We start from the raw sequence: 19341 nt of genomic DNA on the forward strand, positions 1-19341 counted from the left end.
ATTACTGCCCTCCTAAGCTAGACGAAATACTACTGCTGTTATTTTTATCTGCTTGATCGCTATTGCTGGTCGTTGGCTGATAATAAGTATCCACTCTTGATACAGCTTTACGACCCTCTGTTGCATCGAGCGTACGTCCAATAGCAAGATCTCTTGGTGTTGCAACCATTTGCGCTAAAGTACTCGCATTGGCGCAACCAAAGTTAGGGCTCGATTTAAATTCATTTAACATACTGTGATCCAGCTTCCCTGCAACACAATTAGGTACAAGGCTACGATAAGATTCAACGAATAAGGCGACATCAGCTACCGTTGATGTTTCAGCTACTTCGCTTGTTACCTGAGATGGATACACACCGGCCTGTTTTAACAATGCCGTTAATGCAGGTACTGCACTCGCGCCTTTGCTGCTATAAGTGGCTATCTTTATCCGCAATGCTGACGAATCACCTCTTTGATAAATAAATTCATTCAACGCGGCCTGATCACTTTTTGATAATCCCTTTTGATCCAGTTGTAACGCTATTTTGTGCGTAACCGCTTCTACTTGAACTTCTGGTTGACGCTGTACAGAATCAATTGCACAGGCACTCAACAAACCACACATTATTAATATCGAAAATATCCGCATAACTACCTCAGTAATAAAATCCGTTATCGCCAAGCAGTCGCGGTTGGCGATTGTCAGTACGATCTTCATTGGTTGTTGAACTTGCTGTTTGTTTGTCTATTGGCCAGGCTAATAAGCGTTCAACATCACTCATCGGGATCAAACCATCTGTTGGCAACGCGAATGTGTCAGAACGAGTCGGTTGCACTAAATAAGCCGTCGCAATAATAATGAGTTCCGTTTCTTCACGTTGAAATTCGGTTGAGCGGAATAGCGCACCAAGTACTGGAATATCACCCAACAATGGCATTTTTTGTAACTGCTCAATATCTTTTGACTGCAATAACCCACCCAATGCAAAGCTTTGACCACTAGCCAGTTCTACTGTTGTCGCAGCGCGGCGCGTCACAAACGTCGGGAATGAAGAACTGCCCTCCTGTCCGCCAATTTGCACACTTGTTTCCGAAGATACCGTGCTGACTTCAGAAAATACTTGCAGGCTAATTTGATTCGCACTTAATACCGTCGGTTTAAAATCAAGCTTCACACCAAACTGTTTATACTCCACAGACGCGGTATCGTTATAAACCAAAGGTAACGGGATCTCACCACCGACAAGAAACGACGCTTCTTCACCACTCATCGCGGTTAAATTAGGTTCTGCGAGCACCGACATCATGCCGTTAGTTGCCAATGCATCAACGATTACCGATAGATCAGCCCAACCAGCAGGGTTTACACCACCCAGTTTGCCGCCGTAATTATCTAAAAACGCAAATGTACCAGTACCAAAACCTTGTGAACCCCATTTGATGCCCAATTTGTTCGACACTTTACGAGATACCTCGGCAATACGAATACGTAAATTAACTTGATTTGGCATGGTGACTTGTAATTGATTGATCAATTCATCGTCATCTGTTTTTGCAACTGGCGCGGCAGCAGTTGCGCCACCTTCTGAACCAGCACCTTGTGATACATCGCTTGCTGTTGCTAACGCAGAGACATAACCCTCAGATAAGCGAACTATCTTTTCCGCCATGCTGGCTGTCGGAACTTGCCCTTTTAAAAACAACTTACCGGCGGTTGATTCTGCGTTAAATAATGCATCAGGAAATTCATCATGAATGAGATCGTTAAGCTCAGTGACATTATGATTAACCTTCACAGTCGCTGAATAAATAACGTTTTCTTTAGCATCCAGTACATACAAAGACGTACTCCCTGTTTTCTTACCGAACACCATGATCTTGGTATTGGTTAAAGTTTGGTAATCGGCAATACCACTACTCGCTATGAAAATAGACTTTGCAGTACTTGGCAGTACCACTAATCGTGCTTTGTTTAATACCACATCCAAAGTCTGCGCTTGTAATACTGTGCTCAGTAGTAATAACGACAATGCGCTCACTAATTGTTTAATCATTTTCGGTTCCTGCATTACTCATCACTCGTTTTTCTTTAGCGCGAAATTCAACTAAACCAATATCCGGTTGGACTTGTTTAATTGCAGGTAAAATATCATCGACATTGATAGCTGCGATTGCCACATTATCTGTATCTAAGTTGTTTTTACTACGTAAGACCATCGACAATGTACCCAGTTGATTGGCTAAGGTGATTTGATTGGCTTGTGTCGGTGACACTTCTAACGTCACGGTACTGTTATCTGGCAATACGCCTTTATTGTTTTTTTGCTTTTCCATATAACGCGTAAGTTGTAAGGCGTCGTTAAATGCCAACACTCGGACATTTTGTGCGATAGTTTTTACGTATAAACTTTGGGTTTCATTACCACGAGAGCGCAGTTCTTGCTCTTTTGATGCCAGCAGTAATACATCAACATGATCACCAGGACCAATTAAGCCAGAGTTAGCAGTTACTTGATCAACAGGTACTGAAACTGCGCGATAACTGGGGCGTAACATCACCGACAAAAAGCCACCTTGTTCAGGTTTCAAGAAATCTGATGGGCTTAATATTTGTCCTGCGACAAAATCATCCGCAGCTACGGTATTTTTTAATGTCGACATTAAAAAGGTGGCTTTATCAATAAAATCGATGCGGGCACTAAGATCCTGTTCATTTACCGTTTTCCAGGCAAATAACGAGGCGCTATAAGGACGACCAATAGTGATATCCTGCGTGGTCACAAGTACTTCATAAGTCTTAACGACATCCTGTCTAGACGTGCTTTTCACTGGTGCTGACAAGCTGAAAAATAGCCAAATCAATCCAAGTAAAGACGTACAAACAGACAGATAAACTAAACGTTTTGCATGCATAATTGTTGCTTCTATTAATACGGCCGAAACCGTATATTCTCTGAGTTAATGTTTATTATTTATCAGCTTTAACTGTATCTAATCTTTCAATAACAGACTCATAAGTCTGCTCAATTGCATCCGAAAGCTTGCCGTCAGAACCAAAAAATTGCAGCATAATAAGTGACATAGCAGCCGCTAAAATTGCGTATTCAATTGCTGCTGCACCACGTTGTTTTTGTTTGTTGTTTTTCATTTTTTCATCTCTCTTTTTTTATTATGTTGTTTTTAATTAATTTTTTAATTTATCGCTTGGCAGTCTGATGAATCACAAACTGCCAAATAAAAGTACCCATCGATTATTCAGAAGCCGTTAAACGATAGACATATTTTGAACTCCAACTATTTATAGCTTTATAAACATCACTAATACCGTCAGTTTCCATGTTGTAGCATTTCTGGCGACCAAATTGAGCGTCATCAGCACTAACATAGCAAAGTGTTGAACCCGATTTTTCCACGTTGTTAAAACGGAACACACTACTATCAATAGGACTTAAGCCCTGCAGTTCAGCCAAATTTGGTACTCGCCAATTATTCTTATTACACAAACTTTCATTATTAATTCGTTCCACTTCAGCTAATACCGTATCAGCCTCGGAACTTGAGCTCCCATGATCTTTAATGCGAACGACTGCATCAGCGCTATCAAATAATTGCCATGCTTGCTTCGACTCTGGTTGATAAGCACATACAGCCTCATCAACATCGGTGGTAATGTCTCCAGCACTATCCAGCAATTGATATGTAATTTTAATTTCACTGACTAAACGGCTTAATATGACTTTATCTTCATCGCCTTGTTTTGATGCAGAGCTACTCATCGCAGACTTATTTTTGGTTTTATAGTGGTAAATTTTTGCATTTTTATTAACATCGTCAGCAGTCCAATACCAAAATACGGTTCCGCCACCAGTGTAATAAGCAATGTCATATTCAGGTTTAAACGCAAGATGATGTAGGAAAACATCAACATCGATAGTCTTACTACTATTAATCACACCTGTTTCTAATGACGTTAACTGATTTGTTCTTGGTAATGACCAATCACTACGGCCACAAAACTCTGCATTATTTTTCAGCTCAATAAGACCACCAGCCCCCATCACACTTGCAATACCGGAACTTGAAGCATCAAAGGCTAAATCATCAGCACCATTTGGCAGCCCATCTTTAAGTAATGTCCAAATGCGTTGACGAGCAAGATCGCGATTATCCATAACACAGCGCCAGCCTTGCGCGTAAGTTGTAGCACTTGGTAAATAATCACCATTGATGTCTAACTTGATAAAATGAGTAGCAATGACAGCATCCGCAGCCGCGACTTTATAGCCTTCGGTTGAGGCTCGCTTTAATCCTTTAACAGCATGTTCAGTAAGGACGTCCACATCTGCAGTGGTTGGTAAATTACTAAACATAATTAACAACTTGTCTAGCGCTGATATTAATGCTCTATTATTGACTGTCTGCAATTCACTAATGGCCGTGTTTAGGTCGGTGGTGAGCTTAATATTTGCATTAATAAAATCAGTTATTGCAGCCGCGGCAGCAAATAAATCTAAACTTTTGGCATGAATATCAGCGCCCACGGTTGCGTTTGATAACGTATCTTTAGCGCTATTTGCTGTGGCATTTTGATCAGTTAACTTAATCAGCGCAGTTAACGCGGGGGTCACTGTTAATGCAGATTTGAATGAAGTATGTAGCGAGGTTAGGTTAATAAAATCAACTTTAATCGCAGCTATATTGTTATTGATCGTCGTTTTAAGTACTTTATCAACACTGCTATCGCTTTCGAGCATAGTTGAGTAAAGTGTCAATGAGTTAATTTTCTCCTGGTATTCCGTTAACGCCAACACGAGGGAATCAAATGCTTTTTTAGCTTCTGTTTCAGCGGTTGTAACATTAGATAATAATGGCGTCAAAGGTTGACCAGCTAACGAGTCTATATTGCTGATAACAGAAATTAAATCAGTTGATATTGCTTGCCAATTACTATTCTGCGATGACACTAGCGCTTTCAGTGCGCTATTCGTAGATGTAGTCTCTGTTAATATTTTCGCTGTATCTGGTAATTCCCATTTTAGAATCACTCTCGTACTATATGAAGCGCTAACCTCTTGACCTGCACTAATTGCTTTCAGTGCTTCAATATCATTAACGGTTTCAGATGCCCAATGTTTATAATAGCTATCGCTAGTCACTAAATAACTCTTGAAAGTTCCTGCGATATAGCTCGAATCAACTAAGGTTTTAGCTTTCATTTCTGTCGAACCTAATAACTGCCAGTTTGGCATGTCACAAAATTCTTTGTTTAATAATTTAGGCACTTTATCTGCGCTAGAAGCATCGCCAGCATAACTCCAAAACTGTGGGTCTTCACCCTGATCATCATATTCAATGTAGCACCCCGTATTAGAAGCTCTTACCCAATTACCATTGTATGTAAGAGCATTTGCTTGTTTCCAGGTAACCATTGGCACGATACGTGTTACATAAAAATCACTCGTTGCAGCTGTAGCATAAAGTGTCTGACCAGCGGGATTAACCTGATTTACAATCGCGTTTTTCTTAACACGCACACCGACCTTGTTTTTAGCATACGCTTTTGCGCCAATATGTTGCGGTCGACTCGTGACAGGTAACCAAGTCATGCCCCCATCATTGGTAAATTCATAATACTCTGGCTCATCATAATCAGCGCCGGTATTGTCGTTCTTTACCCAGTCCCAGCTAAAACCATTGGTTTTAACTTCTTGCGGATAACCTGTATTACCAATATTTTTGTTAAAAATAACAGGCGCAGTAGGAGCTGAGATCACGATTGGTACACCAGATGTAAAGGCTTGCGTACTAATTAATATAGCGCCAGCAACAGTGCCACTAGCAGCATTTTCTTTAACACGCACTTGTACATGGCCAACATCAATATCAACATCGCCAACAAGCAGAGGTTTGCTTGTTACAGTCGTCCAATTAACCCCACCAGTTAACGAGTACTCGTATTCGTTTTCGTTACTAAAACCACTAACAAGATCCCAATCAAAGGTATTCAAGCTGTCATTTTGCACAGGATTAGTCGGTGATTTGGGACGATTAACCGATACATTAGCTGTATAAATGACGGGATTAACCAGTACATCACTTGCAGCTCGGTTACTACTTGAATCTGCTTTGACGCGAACTTGAATATCACCCGCAGCATAAATACCATCAATCACCAATTGGTGAGGATTTCCATTAACGGTCGACCATGGTTGATTGGGGATTTTGATTTCATAAAATTGTTTATCACTAAAATTACGACTCCAAGACCAGCCAAACTGATCAAGATCATCATTCACGATAGGTCCAGCAGGAGCATCCGGTTTAATAGTGGCTTGCGTCGAATTGGTTGACTTTTGATCTGGGCTTGCTTCATTACAACCCGTTAACAACGTACCTGAAATCACCGTTAACGCGAGCAGTGATTTGTTTACTCCTAACAACATTTACCTATCCCTTTTATTTAAATATAAATAACTTTATGAAAACTATAGTCAAACATAATATTTCGCATATACTAACGATAATGAGAGTGATTATCAATTGTATTTGATCATATATTTTATTAATCATCTTTATTTACATTTAAACGACTGGCTTACAGAAGGTATCCGGTATAAAACTTCAAACAACAAAGTGTTATCTATATGAATGGAAAATTTAAACTATCTAAAATAGCGGTTTTCATAGCGGGATGTAGTCTCGTAGTGAGCTGTGGCAGCGAAGAAAACAGTACAACGAAATCCGATCTCTATGACTACAGTAAGCAATCAATTTGCGTAGATACAGATCGTAATTACACTTGCACAGCTGGTGAGAAAAAGGTACCGACGCTATGGAGTGTGGCGAGCGATAACACTGCGCCCTTTCTTATCGAAAATAGGGACTATGTACTTACCGCGCCAGCAAGTGCAGATGTTGTCAGTCCGTTTACGACATTGATTCAAAATGAAATTTTATTTAATCCACAATTTTCAGGTAGCGTTGCACAAGTACAAGCCCAAGCACAAACGTATTTACAGCAACTATTTGGGGATCAATATAATCTTGATTTTAATAAACTAAATACCGAGCATGGGCCAAAAGAAGCAACAAACTTGTTACTCGCTTCTTTTACCCACGCACTGTCATTGAAAGGCGATTCCAGAGCGTTAAAAATATCAGCGGCGGTTGATAAAATGGTCAGTAATGGTAGCTTTGATATCACTAAAAGTTTGAAGCAAACGGATTTAGATAATAGCTATGTAAACTTAAATAAGCGCTATCTTATTCCTGGTTCTTACCCGATGCGTACGCTATCCACTAGCAGTGCCATCACGATAAATGAAAATACCGGTATGCTACTGGCACTTACCTATGATAATAAACTACTACAAATCGATACAGCCACAGGATTAAGCCACACGTTTACTCCCGCTACGACAACGCAAACAGCGCCAACGATGAGTACATACGACGACCATTATGACGATGATGATGATGATGATGATGACGACGATGATCACCATGGAGGAGACTGTGATGATGATTACGGTTCCCTTTTCGGCGATGACTGTAATGACGGTGGGACTACTCAGCCAGCATCAAAAATTTTATCAGCCGCTCAAGGCGACCATAATAAAAATGCTTATTTGATTTATCAGCCAACTATGTATGGTGATAACAGCATGAGTTACACCTGTAATAGCACGGGTAACAACGGTATTTTCTTAACTAAACTAGGTAAAAACAGTCAAGCATCTCCTTTGGCTTCAGCACCGAAAATTAGTACTTATAGTCGTGCATCTGGCGGCTCTAAACCCCCTGTCGTCGTACCCGTATTACCGGTTTCATCCGCAAGTTGTAAAAACAACCATATCAGTGAGTTAATTGTGTCTTTGAACCATGACACAGTCGCAGCTGTATTTAGCAAAGGTTATGGGCAAGGCGCTGAATTAAAACAATTATCTAGTGATACTTTAAAGCCAACTGGAAACAGTTACGACCTATCTTCAGCTCAGCCAATACTCGTATTAAGCAAGCAACAAAGATCATTATTAGTGCAACAAGATGCTGGTACACCAGCGGTTGTGATTAACGCTCAAACCTTGAACTTACAAAGTGAAATAATAAAAAGTGACATAGATAACGCCGCCTTCGTCAATAATGATAAACAACTCATCGTCAGCGATAAAACCAATACCCTCAGGTGGATTGATATTGCGCAAGGTTCATCAATAGCAACAATAGTCTTAGCTGAAAATGTGCTTAAGCTCGCTTCCGACCCAACGGGTAAACAGAGTGCTGCGTTAACGAATAAAAATATATACCTTATTGATAATGAAACAAAATCTATTATCTACTCGCAAGCTTATACACAAGGCAATGCCTACGGAATGAGCATGCTCAGTAATCGTATTATTATTAGTCGTTTAGGGGCGATTGATTACATTCAATTTGATAATTTGGCTGGCTCACCAATCAAAATAGCTAAGCAGATGTTATCGAAAGACTTGCTAACAAACTGGTCAAAAAAGTCCGGCGCTTCATTAACCGATATGACACTTGCAGAGCTACTACGGGATATTGGCGAAGAAGGTGCTATTAGCCAACAATTTAGCGATATTGACCTGCAATGGCGACCTACAAATGCCAGTAATGTCGCAAGCGTTAAAGAAGTGATTATAACGGGGGAATATCGCGGCCAACGCATTAGCTTATCTAAAACGCTATAACCTAAACTGACAGTGGTTAATTAACGATCCCACTTAACATCACCGACAGGCGTTCAATTTTGATATTGGATAACTGTCGGTAATCAAAATAAGGGCAGACAATTAAACGATTCTTTACATCAATCGCAAATTCATCATCTAACCAAATTAAGTTAGCCTGTAATTGACCTGATGCCAATAGGTCTTTAGCATAAGTACGACCGCATATAATATGAAGAGTGTGGGGATTATCATCGAGTTTTGGCGGACTAAATAACAAGGCAGTTGCACTACCTGCTTGTAGCAAATAACCATCACGATATTGCTGCCAATTCGGGGCTTTTTTCGCAAAATCAAAATGATCGGCATTTAACGCATACAACAATTTAGCATACACATTAAATACTTTACGCCAGCCATTACCACAGGCTTGACCAATCGCATTAACTTCACCACTGACAAGTGAATTAACGCTGCTTATGCCTTGGTATTCCAACATGTTCGGCGTATTTGCCAAATACACTGCCAATGTAAATTCAGCACAACCAAGTCCTTTGTTTGTCATCACCCAATACACCTATATATTATTAAAAAGAGGCGTATTATACATAGCGGCAGGATCACGTACTAGTGACCCTACTCTACTTGTTATTTTAATAGACTGACTTTGATATCAGCTAATTCATTTTTGAACGATTCGAACACAGCTTCCTTGGTATAGACAACATATAATTCATTCACAATTCTAGCCAAAGGTAAGTCCTCTAAACTGTCAGTATAAAATCGTAACCAACTGAGTGTAATGTTATTTTTTTTCATATCATTAATCACAGCGACCTTTTTAGCATCACCGAGAAGTTCTATATAATATCCATCAGATAAATTAGAGAATAAAACATGATCAAATTTATCAAGAAAGGGTAAGCACTTCCCATAAATGTCAGGTGCTGCAGACGCAATAATATTTATCCCAGGCTGATCTAAATGCTTTAATACACCTTTATTGGTAAATAAGCATAAATACCTGGAAAAGATAAATCCAGCGATGCTCCAATATTTACTTTCTGATTGAATGGTTGTTAACCTTTTTTTAAATTCGAACCTACCTACAAGTCCACTGCATCGATGGCAATACAATATTAAAATAGGCAGGAACGTAAACAAATTAAAAGGTAACAAAATAAGCGTAAATATAACCCAATGTTTAAAAGAATTAACTCTTATTAATGTTAGGTCTAGGTCATAAATTGATACCATTTATCTTGCATCCAAAGCCCATGGACATCTTAATAATATTTTGGAATAAAGCGTAAAATCCGCGTTATGAATAGGATTGGTAAAGGTTGTCGTCAATACAGCTGTCTTCACATCACAGCTATCATTAATACCTGAGATGAAATCAAACACGTCTAACATCGTATTTCCGCTATCCACAGCGTCATCTACAATGAGCACTTTACAACCCGGTTTTTTTAAACAAGAAACATCACCAGAAATAAGTTTCACATCCGAAGCGCACCTCTTCACTGCGTTATTTTTAAATTTCTTTTCTTGATAATAAACTTCAAGACTTCTTAATGAGTTTAAAGAAAACTTAGGTAAATATTTTAACATATTGAGAATTTTCAATTTTTCTTTTTTCTTTGTTGCTGGTCTTTGTCGTTTGACAATTAACTGATTAAAGTTTGTGAATGAACTTTTAGCTTCGACGACATACTTCCCACCAGTCGCCACACCGACAACGACATCAGGGCGGAAATCCCGCAATGCTAAACTCGCTAAATTGTCACACTTCTGTACAAAATCATCACCGATTAATGTTAATACTTTCATTTATTACCTCTCTACGAATATTTAAATAAACGCCTTTAATCACCTAATAATAATTATATTGAGTGATTAAATATTAAAAAATATAGGTATCAAACAGAGTCTAGGCGGGCTTATTTATTATGATGTACACAGGCCGTCACTTATATTTAATGCCATGTTATTTGTACTAACTCGCCTGTAGCATAACTATAGACTAAGTATTTATTTTGGAGATATTTACGCCAAAATTTATTAGTATTTCAGGATTAATGGCTACACCCTGTCAGTATAAACAGGGCACTAGCCTAAAAATAAATTAAATTGCGTTTAAATATGACTTGTACGAATGTAAACGAACCGTCGCGGCGCCAATCACATCAATAAAACCAAAGAATGCATGGGGTTTTCTAGCTGCTATCCAAGCAGAACCTGTCGCGCCGATTGGAATTATTTTTCCTTCGGGTTCAATTATTTCAAGTATCACAGTACGACCATGGGCACTGGTATTTGCGCCTACGTGCTGCCTTACACTCTGTGGTCCTTGTATCGGAGAGATCGATGATTCACCTGTACCAGCGGTAAAGCTATGTACCTTAGCACGGAATATTTCACCCGGATAAGCATCGACATAAAACTCTGAAAATTGTCCCGGTTCTACATAACGGTAAGTTTGATCAGAAATACGCATTTCTACAAATTTCTTCGACGTATCATAAATATGCATATTACCAATACGGCTGCCATCGGCGATATTAACCACCGCAATTTGTCCGTCAAAAGGCGCTCTAACCGTTTTTCTTTGTTGCACGAATAACGTTTTATCTAAATCAGCTTGCAACGAAAGCAACGAAGCATTAGCGACTTTCAAATCAGATTTAAATTTTTCAACGTCTCTAAATTTAAATATCTCTGGTGATTTTTTCGCTCGTGTCAAATCGCGCTGCATTTGCGAAATAGACTCTTCTTGTTTAACAATAGAGGCTTTAATTTTCTCTATATCCGCAGCAGAATTGGTGTCTACTAGGGTATAAATAATGGCGCCTTTTTTAACCACCTGATTGTGTTCTACAAAAACTTGGTCAATCTCTTCACCAAATAACGGTGACAGCACTGCATGAGGTGCTTTAACTGTTGATGAATAGGTTAAATCTACAGGCGCCCACAAGCGTGACATTATGCCTAATATAACTAAAATAAACACACCACCAAATACTATCCACACCGCACTTTTTAAAGACCACTTTATCGCGCCGGTAGAAACTAATACCCACATCAGTAGGATATACGGAATTATTATTTCTTTCATTGTCTTACCCTTTTATTCTGGTTGTAAATAGACATGTTAATTAATGTGATTTCGCCTCTTCATTCATCACCTTATTTACCTCATCAATTTCTGCACGACTATGCCTTGTCGCTAAGCTATTTTTGATAATATCGGTGAGTGAAGCGCCGATATGTTTCCAGTTAGCAAACGCAATGATAATGGCCAGCACCCACCAAGCTTTGTGTATAAACAAGCCACACAGTGACAACGCAAATACCAATTGGATATGGGTACTATTTTGTTCCTGCGCTTTATGTACAGCCACTTCGTGCAGCTGCCAGAGTAGGTAGACAACAAAAATAACCACCGCGAGGGTAACGGAAAATAGGTAACCACTAAAATACTCCGAATTAAACACAATCATCATGGTGTCATTAGGCGTGTTCGTGAAGGTACTTAAGTCAATACCTTTAGAATTGATTTTACCCAGTGGCGCCAGTAGGTATGCACCGCAAAGCATCAAGGACATGAAGCAGGTAAATTTAAATAAAACTGTACAAATTATCGTGATCACTCGGAAAATACTTTTTAAGATGTTCATATTATTTCCTATTTAGTTCTCATATTTTAGTTATAAGTACGTTGCGAGGTTAATGCGTTTTACCATGCTGATGAGCATCTTTATTACTTGCCAGTTCACCGGAGAAAATCTGATAGATATCGATTTGTTTCAGTGCATGCTGGTTTGATGGGCTGCTATTAGCCTTTTCTATCGCAATAAGTAAACCATTTTCATCATGAATATGCGGCACTGTCATGTCGACATCACCACCGCAGGCGAACGCGTTAAATGCCACGAGATTACAACTGAAAAACATCACTGATAATGTACTAACTACTCTTTTTTTCATCGTCTCGTTCCTAAACTTGAGTATGCCAGCGGATGTAGAGTGATGGCATACTCGGGTTATTCATTTCTAGAACTAATTAACGAAGCGTGATTTTTGGAGACTCCGCAGGCTTATCAAATAAGCTGAAGAACTCTGGCACCGCTTTAGCATCGCCTTCGACCTTGATGTAACCTTGCTTAACGGCTTCAACAAAATCGACTTTGCCAACCAGTAATCCTAGGAATACATTTTTAGTTAGCTTAACGGTTGCTTTAGGTTGGCCTGCAAAATCTTGATGGAATTGCGCAACACTACGGCGAATTTCAAGTGCATGGATCTCGTTAGTATCACCAAATTCAAACGCTACAGTGAAGTGCTTATCTTGACTACGCTCTGCATTCAAACCAAAACGCATCGCGCTAACCAATTGTGCAGGTTCAAACTCAGCCATCAAATCAGGTGCTTGCAGGTTGATTTTTTTAGAGTAATCGATAGTGCCATCAAGCTCTTGGGCCGAAGTTAAGAACCAATTACGCCAATTGTTATTGGTTTCACGGTAAGCCAGTTCACGCAGTGCTGTTGCTTTTAATTGACGTGGCGCCATATCGTCTAAATCAATACGAATTGCGTGTGTTGCCAATTCTGCACACCACTGATAATCACCGTTATCACAGGCGTCAATTGCAAACTCCATCATCTTCTCTTTACCGCCAACCATATTGACGTAGCGTGTTGATGCTTCTACCGAATAAGTTGGGTTTAATGTTGTTGGGTCACCATCAAACCAGCCCATTTCACCAACAAATATTTGTTTTGCAGCATGACGAATCGAACCATAGAAATCACCTAACCACGGGTGGTTAACTAGGTGTGCTGGTAATTTTATTTGACGGATTAAATCTTCTTGCGTCGCACCATCATTAATCGCTTTGATTGATTGATCATAAGTGAATTGGATCGCATCACGGTATGACGTTAATGTGTCATCAACATGTTTAGCACCGTTTACCGGGCGACCATGTGACACCATCATCGTATTAGCGTTATATTCACGTAGCATATCAACACCAGGGAACCAGATACTTGGGTCGCGATATTGTGTGCCACGAATAGTATGCAGATTCGGGAAGCTTTCGCCTTGAATAACTTCAGAGCCAAATAACATGTCAAATTCAGGGAAGTAAGCAGTGATCTCATCAGATGCTTCAGAAGGTACGTGCTGGAACTCTACTTTTATACCTTCGATTTCCATGTCTAGCTTGCCAAACTTACCTGTAACTAAGGTATTTGGTTTAATTAGACTGTGCTCTTTTATTTCAAAATCAGGCCCTAAACCACCGTTAACACGACCATCTTCTTCAACATTAAGTAAAGTACCTAACGAGTAATCAACACGGAAACCAAGTGCTGGACCAGTACCGCCCATTGACCCTTTAACAACGTTTTCCATAAAGGTTTCATGAGCAATAATTTTAGCGTTTTCAGCGCCTTCAATACCACGTACACCGGCGTAATGATCTGGATGCCAATGTGAGTACATAACAGCTGTAACAGGCTTGTTATTACCTGTTACTTTACGAAAATCAGCCATGACTAATTGCATTTTGTCGACTGACTCAACCGGATCTAGGATTAATAAACCATTATCACCATCAACAATCATCGGTGACGTTAAACCATAACCATAAACTTGGAAGAATTTATTTTTATAAGTAAAAATACCTTTATCCATTTTTTGTGAATGCGCGGTTAACTGTGGGTGAACCTTGTCAGATTTCGCATCAAAAGCATCATTACCGCCAGTGCGGGTAAAAGTCATGTCTTTAGTATCGCCATGCCAAAAATGCGTTGCGCCAGAATTCTGACCTAAGTAGTAATCGTGAGACAATGTAGGGATATCAACATTAACACCGTCAAAACGATGCTGATGATTGTCACCAGCTGATACGGTGCTTGAGAGAGAAGTCGCGAGAAGTACAGATAAAGTAATAATAGAGCGTTTCATATTAAGCCTCGTTAAATGTTTAAACATATTTAATGAAGCTAGAGTAACTAAAAAACGCAGAAGTTAAGTGATATGTGATATAAGTTAACTTATATCAGCTGGGTTATTTCCTTACAGGGTAAGATATGAAGCATTCAGATTACAGTTTAATCCCCACATTTGTCGCGATTTTTGAAGAGAAAAGTTATACCGAAGCAGCAAAACGCTTGGGCATCAGCCAATCGGCAGTGAGCCAAGGTGTTACGAGATTAAAAGAAGTGTTTAAGGACCCTTTGTTTATCCGCGGTAGCCGTGGCGTTGAACCCACACAGTTTGCATTAGACATATACCCTACGCTGGCAAGTTCTGTCGAAAATATCGCGTATATGCTGCCGGAATTCAAAAAATTTGATCCATTGAAGTGCGATAAAGAATTTGTGGTCTCTTCGCTCAGCGTATTTGGCTTCACTATATTGCCAGAACTATCAGCACTGATGAGTCAAGAAGCCCCGCTAGCGAGTGTCAAAGTTGAACCTTTATACAGTCACGACCACAGCAATATACTGCGTTCACAACAGTGTGACTTGATTATCGAAGCCTACTCAAACCAAAGCTCGCAGTTACGATCTAAAGTGATAATGGAAGATACTTTGAGTGTGATGTGTCGAGAAGATCACCCAAGACTGACGGGTAACGCGATCACACCTGAAGAGTTTTTATTCGAAAGTCACGTCACCCATTCTCAGCTTGAGAAAAAAGGCGGTTATTTATTAGGGCGCGGTCTTAAAGATGAAGGCATACTCGGTAAACGTCGTGTCGCTTGGCAAGCCAGCAGTATCATGGAAATGCTACCTGTGATTGAGCGTTGTGATTACATTGCTTTGTTGCCACAAAAACTAGTGGATAAATATATTCACATCCACAACCTCAAACAGCTCGACGCTGATTTCTTACAAGAACCCGTCAAAGTAGCCATTTACTGGCATTCATCACGCACCAATGATGCGATGCACAAGTGGTTTAGAGAACTGTTTAATCGCGCGGCGAAAAAATATCGTGGTGTCTAAGAAAGTATCTTGAGGTATAGAAATTAATCCAGATCAACAAACTCCTCGTTATACCGGCGTTTCAACAGACAGTCATTTACAGCCTTAGCCTACGATGTAAAAATCACATCACTCTCGATATTAAGGCTTATGCATGCAAACAACTCTCGACCAAGCGATGTTACAAATTGCACTCGATCTCAATTTAAACCTGCCGTCAGGGCATCATTACCAACGTTTAATGCAGTCGCTACAGTCTGTGTTACCTTGCGATGCAAGTGCCTTGTTTATTCTTGATGATTCAGGTCTGTTGTCTGCCGCTGCCGTAAATGGCTTGACTGATGAAGTATTGGGACAAAAATTTGATCCAATGCAGCACCCTCGCCTACGTGCGATCCTAGCCAGCCGTGAACCCGTTCGATTCCCAGCGAGTTCGACCTTGCCAGACCCATTTGATGGATTATTGAAAGATGATCCAAACCGCTCGATTGATGTGCATGACTGCATGGGTTGCAGCTTATATGTAGAAGACCATTTAGTCGGCCTTATTACCCTTGATGCTATGCCGGTCGGGGCTTTCAAGCGTATTGATGATATTACGGTGGCAACCTTTGCTGCATTAGCGGCGGCAACAATAAGAAACGTTAATCAAGTTGAAGCATTGCACAAAAGCCACCAGCAACAACAGAATATGAATCAAGTACTGATCCAAGAGGCCCGCAATAAAGGCGGTGAATTGGTTGGTATTAGTCCTGAAATACAAACCCTGCGCAACAATATCAACATGGTGGCTTATTCCGATTACGCCGTGTTAATCAGTGGTGAAACCGGTACAGGTAAAGAGTTAGTTGCCCATGCGGTACATTCACAATCCTCACGCGCAACCAAGCCAATGATTTACGTCAACTGTGCTGCTTTGCCAGAAAGCCTTGCTGAGAGTGAATTGTTTGGTCACATCAAAGGCGCATTTACCGGCGCTACCAGTAACCGCGCAGGTAAATTTGAGCTAGCCGATGGTGGTACTATTTTCTTAGATGAAATCGGTGAGTTACCGCTGTTAATGCAAGCTAAACTACTGCGCGTGATCCAACAAGGCGAAGTACAGCGTGTTGGCGCAGATAAGAACTTAATGATCAATGTCCGTATTATCGCGGCAACTAACCGTGAATTAACCGAAGAAGTCGCTGCGGGACGCTTTCGAAGTGATCTGTACCATAGGTTAAATGTGTTTCCAATTAAGGTCCCACCACTACGCCATCGCCAAGGTGATATTGCGGTATTATCAGGGCACATACTCGATCGTGTACGCAGCCAATTTAACGTGGCTAAATTGCAATTACACCCAAAGGCATTAACAGCACTTAATCATTACAGCTGGCCTGGTAACGTCCGTGAATTAGAACATACTTTAATGCGTGCGGGACTGCGTGCAATTCAAGCACAGCAAAGCCTGATCTTACAGCAACACTTATCCGATGAAGTCAGTCACACTTACGCCTATTCAGCAGCAAGCGATAGAGATACAGATACAAAGACAACAGCCGATGATTTACCCACGACATCATTTGAGCTACGTGGTGCAGTAGAAAGCTATCAAACCAAGCTGATTTCCCATGCCCTGCAACAATCTAACTTCGTGTGGGCGCAAGCGGCTGAGTTTTTACAGATGGATCGGGGTAATTTATACAAAATGGGCAAAAAACTTGGTATTGAACCTAAAACATTACGTGCTACAGAGTTAATTTAAACAACATCAACGCATTTTTGATGTGATAATGACATCATGAAGGTTGTAGTTATTACATCAAATATAATATACAAAAATACAATAACCTTATATATCAATAACATAAAAGTTGGCACGTTAGCTGCAATATAGCTTATGAGATCATCGTTAATTCGATATCAATCATATAATTATAATGGAGTTTCAAATGTTCTGTATTCAATGTGAGCAAACGGTTCAAACACCTACAGCGAAAGGCTGTTCTTATACTCAAGGTATGTGTGGTAAAACGGCTGATGTTTCAGACCTACAAGACATATTAGTATTTAATCTCCAAGGTGTGTCTTTCTGGGCCGAACTAGCACGTAAATACGACATCATCGATGCTGATATCGATGCTTGGGCGCCACGCGCATTCTTCTCTACATTAACTAACGTTAACTTTGTTCCAGAACGTATTACTGAATACACTGAAATTGCTGAGCGTTACAAGATCCAATTAAGCACTCAAGTTATGGCAGCCGCTGCAGCAGCCGGCGACACATTACCTGCATTATCTCCAGCAGCGCAGTTTGTATTACCAAGCACTGCTGAAGAAATCATGAACTTTGCACCTGAAGCAGCGGTTAACCGTGGTCATGAAGAATTACACGAAGACATTATTGGTCTACGTTTATTATGCTTGTACGGCCTTAAAGGCGCAGCAGCATACATGGAACATGCCCATGTTCTTGGTCAAAGTGAAGAGTCTATCTGCGCTGAATACCACCAAATCATGGCATTCTTAGGTACTGAACCTGTTGATGCTAATGCGCTACTTGAAACATCAATGCAAATTGGTTTATTAAACTACCGCATCATGGAAATTCTAGACCGTGGTGAAACGAATACCTTTGGTCACCCACAACCAACACAAGTAAACGTGAAACCAGTTGCGGGTAAATGTATTCTTGTTTCTGGTCATGATTTACATGATTTAGAAAAAATACTGCAACAAACCGAAGGCAAAGGCATCAACGTTTACACCAATGGTGAAATGTTACCAGCTCACGGTTACCCTGAACTAAACAAATACCCACACTTAGTTGGTAACTTCGGTAGCGCTTGGCAGAATCAGCAAAAAGAATTTGCTAACTTCCCTGGCGCAATTGTGATGACATCTAACTGTCTAATCAATCCAAACGTAGGTCAATACGCAGACCGTCTATTCACACGTAGCATCGTGGGTTGGCCTGGTGTTGTGCATATTGAAGGCGATGATTTCTCGCAAGTTATCGAATGTGCATTAGCACAAGACGGTATCGCGCACACAGAAATCGAGCACATGATCACTGTTGGTTTTGGTCGTAACGCGCTAATGGAAGCTGCTCCAGCAGTTATCAAAGAAGTTAAAGCGGGTAACATCAAGCACTTCTTCCTAATCGGTGGTTGTGACGGTGATAAAGAAGAGCGTAGCTACTTCACTGACATCGCTGTGAATACACCTAAAGATTCAGTAGTACTAACGCTGGCTTGTGGTAAATACCGTTTCAATAAGAAAGAGTTTGGCGATATCAATGGTATCCCGCGTCTATTAGATGTTGGCCAATGTAACGATACTTATTCTGCAATTCAATTAGTGTTAGCACTGGCTGAAGAGTTTGATTGTGGTGTGAATGAATTACCGCTAAGCATTGTTTTATCTTGGTTCGAGCAAAAAGCAATTGTGGTGTTATTAACCTTATTCGCTTTAGGTATTAAAGGTATTTATACCGGTCCTACTGCTCCTGCGTTCTTAACTGACAACTTGATTAAAGCGCTACAAGATAACTTTGATATGCGCAGTGTTGGCGATGCTGAAACTGACTTAGTGACTATGCTTTCAGGTCAATAGTATTGACTGGTAAGTAATGTTAGCGAGTAAATAACACTCGCAGATCAATGCGGCGATAAACCGCATTGATT

At 40.3% G+C, this 19341-nt stretch carries 16 protein-coding genes; 4 read left to right on the plus strand and 12 right to left on the minus strand.

From position 1 onward, the window contains the following. Position 1: 1 nt before the first annotated feature. The 5 genes from FR932_RS09260 to FR932_RS09280 all read right to left on the minus strand — a co-directional run bounded on the left by FR932_RS09260 (position 2) and on the right by FR932_RS09280 (position 6425). The gene (locus FR932_RS09260; RefSeq protein WP_240532414.1) at positions 2–631 is read right to left on the minus strand and encodes a CpaD family pilus assembly lipoprotein; all 630 of its coding nucleotides are present in this window, start codon (positions 629–631) and stop codon (positions 2–4) included. A gap of 7 nt (positions 632–638) precedes the next feature. Continuing rightward, positions 639–2036, minus strand: a complete 1398-nt coding sequence (locus tag FR932_RS09265; protein WP_019441803.1) for a type II and III secretion system protein family protein — start codon at positions 2034–2036, stop codon at positions 639–641. Next, the gene (gene cpaB, locus FR932_RS09270) at positions 2029–2895 is read right to left on the minus strand and encodes a Flp pilus assembly protein CpaB (protein WP_019441802.1); all 867 of its coding nucleotides are present in this window, start codon (positions 2893–2895) and stop codon (positions 2029–2031) included. The genes FR932_RS09265 and cpaB overlap by 8 nt, the downstream gene beginning before the upstream one ends. Positions 2896–2950: 55 nt before the next feature. Then, positions 2951–3130, minus strand: coding sequence for a Flp family type IVb pilin (locus tag FR932_RS09275; RefSeq protein WP_019441801.1), 180 nt, complete (start codon positions 3128–3130; stop codon positions 2951–2953). Between the two features lie 103 nt (positions 3131–3233). Continuing rightward, on the minus strand, positions 3234–6425 hold the full coding sequence (locus FR932_RS09280) for a hypothetical protein (RefSeq protein WP_019441800.1): 3192 nt from the start codon (positions 6423–6425) through the stop codon (positions 3234–3236). A gap of 201 nt (positions 6426–6626) precedes the next feature. Between FR932_RS09280 and FR932_RS09285 the strand changes: the two genes are divergently transcribed. Further along, positions 6627–8693, plus strand: a complete 2067-nt coding sequence (locus FR932_RS09285) for a hypothetical protein (protein WP_019628909.1) — start codon at positions 6627–6629, stop codon at positions 8691–8693. 16 nt (positions 8694–8709) lie between these two features. On the opposite strand, the gene FR932_RS09290 is transcribed toward FR932_RS09285, so the two are convergent. From FR932_RS09290 to FR932_RS09320, 7 genes are all read right to left on the minus strand, one after another. After that, entirely contained in the window at positions 8710–9237 is a 528-nt protein-coding gene (locus FR932_RS09290) for a DUF6942 family protein (RefSeq protein ID WP_019441798.1), read from the minus strand. Between the two features lie 83 nt (positions 9238–9320). Beyond that, complete coding sequence (locus FR932_RS09295) at positions 9321–9929, minus strand: HAD family hydrolase (RefSeq protein WP_019441797.1); 609 nt, start codon at positions 9927–9929, stop codon at positions 9321–9323. Further along, positions 9930–10505, minus strand: a complete 576-nt coding sequence (locus FR932_RS09300) for a phosphoribosyltransferase family protein (RefSeq protein WP_019441796.1) — start codon at positions 10503–10505, stop codon at positions 9930–9932. Between the two features lie 295 nt (positions 10506–10800). Beyond that, positions 10801–11790 carry an efflux RND transporter periplasmic adaptor subunit gene (locus FR932_RS09305; RefSeq protein WP_019441795.1) on the minus strand — a complete coding sequence of 330 codons (990 nt, stop codon included), beginning with the start codon at positions 11788–11790 and terminating at the stop codon, positions 10801–10803. A gap of 40 nt (positions 11791–11830) precedes the next feature. Beyond that, positions 11831–12352: a hypothetical protein gene (locus FR932_RS09310; protein WP_019441794.1), complete on the minus strand. Its 522-nt coding sequence runs from the start codon at positions 12350–12352 to the stop codon at positions 11831–11833. Positions 12353–12401: 49 nt separating this feature from the next. Next, entirely contained in the window at positions 12402–12662 is a 261-nt protein-coding gene (locus FR932_RS09315; protein ID WP_019441793.1) for a hypothetical protein, read from the minus strand. A gap of 76 nt (positions 12663–12738) precedes the next feature. Continuing rightward, positions 12739–14646, minus strand: coding sequence for an alkyl/aryl-sulfatase (locus FR932_RS09320; RefSeq protein WP_019441792.1), 1908 nt, complete (start codon positions 14644–14646; stop codon positions 12739–12741). Between the two features lie 125 nt (positions 14647–14771). Here FR932_RS09320 and FR932_RS09325 point away from each other — a divergent pair, with 125 nt between their 5' ends. The 3 genes from FR932_RS09325 to hcp all read left to right on the plus strand — a co-directional run bounded on the left by FR932_RS09325 (position 14772) and on the right by hcp (position 19270). Beyond that, entirely contained in the window at positions 14772–15692 is a 921-nt protein-coding gene (locus FR932_RS09325) for a LysR family transcriptional regulator (protein ID WP_019441791.1), read from the plus strand. Between the two features lie 133 nt (positions 15693–15825). Further along, entirely contained in the window at positions 15826–17418 is a 1593-nt protein-coding gene (gene norR / locus FR932_RS09330; protein ID WP_019441790.1) for a nitric oxide reductase transcriptional regulator NorR, read from the plus strand. 187 nt (positions 17419–17605) lie between these two features. Continuing rightward, positions 17606–19270 carry a hydroxylamine reductase gene (hcp, locus tag FR932_RS09335; protein ID WP_019441789.1) on the plus strand — a complete coding sequence of 555 codons (1665 nt, stop codon included), beginning with the start codon at positions 17606–17608 and terminating at the stop codon, positions 19268–19270. The last annotated feature ends 71 nt before the right edge of the window (positions 19271–19341 follow it).

It is taken from the genome of Moritella marina ATCC 15381 (assembly GCF_008931805.1).
Lineage (GTDB): Bacteria > Pseudomonadota > Gammaproteobacteria > Enterobacterales > Moritellaceae > Moritella > Moritella marina.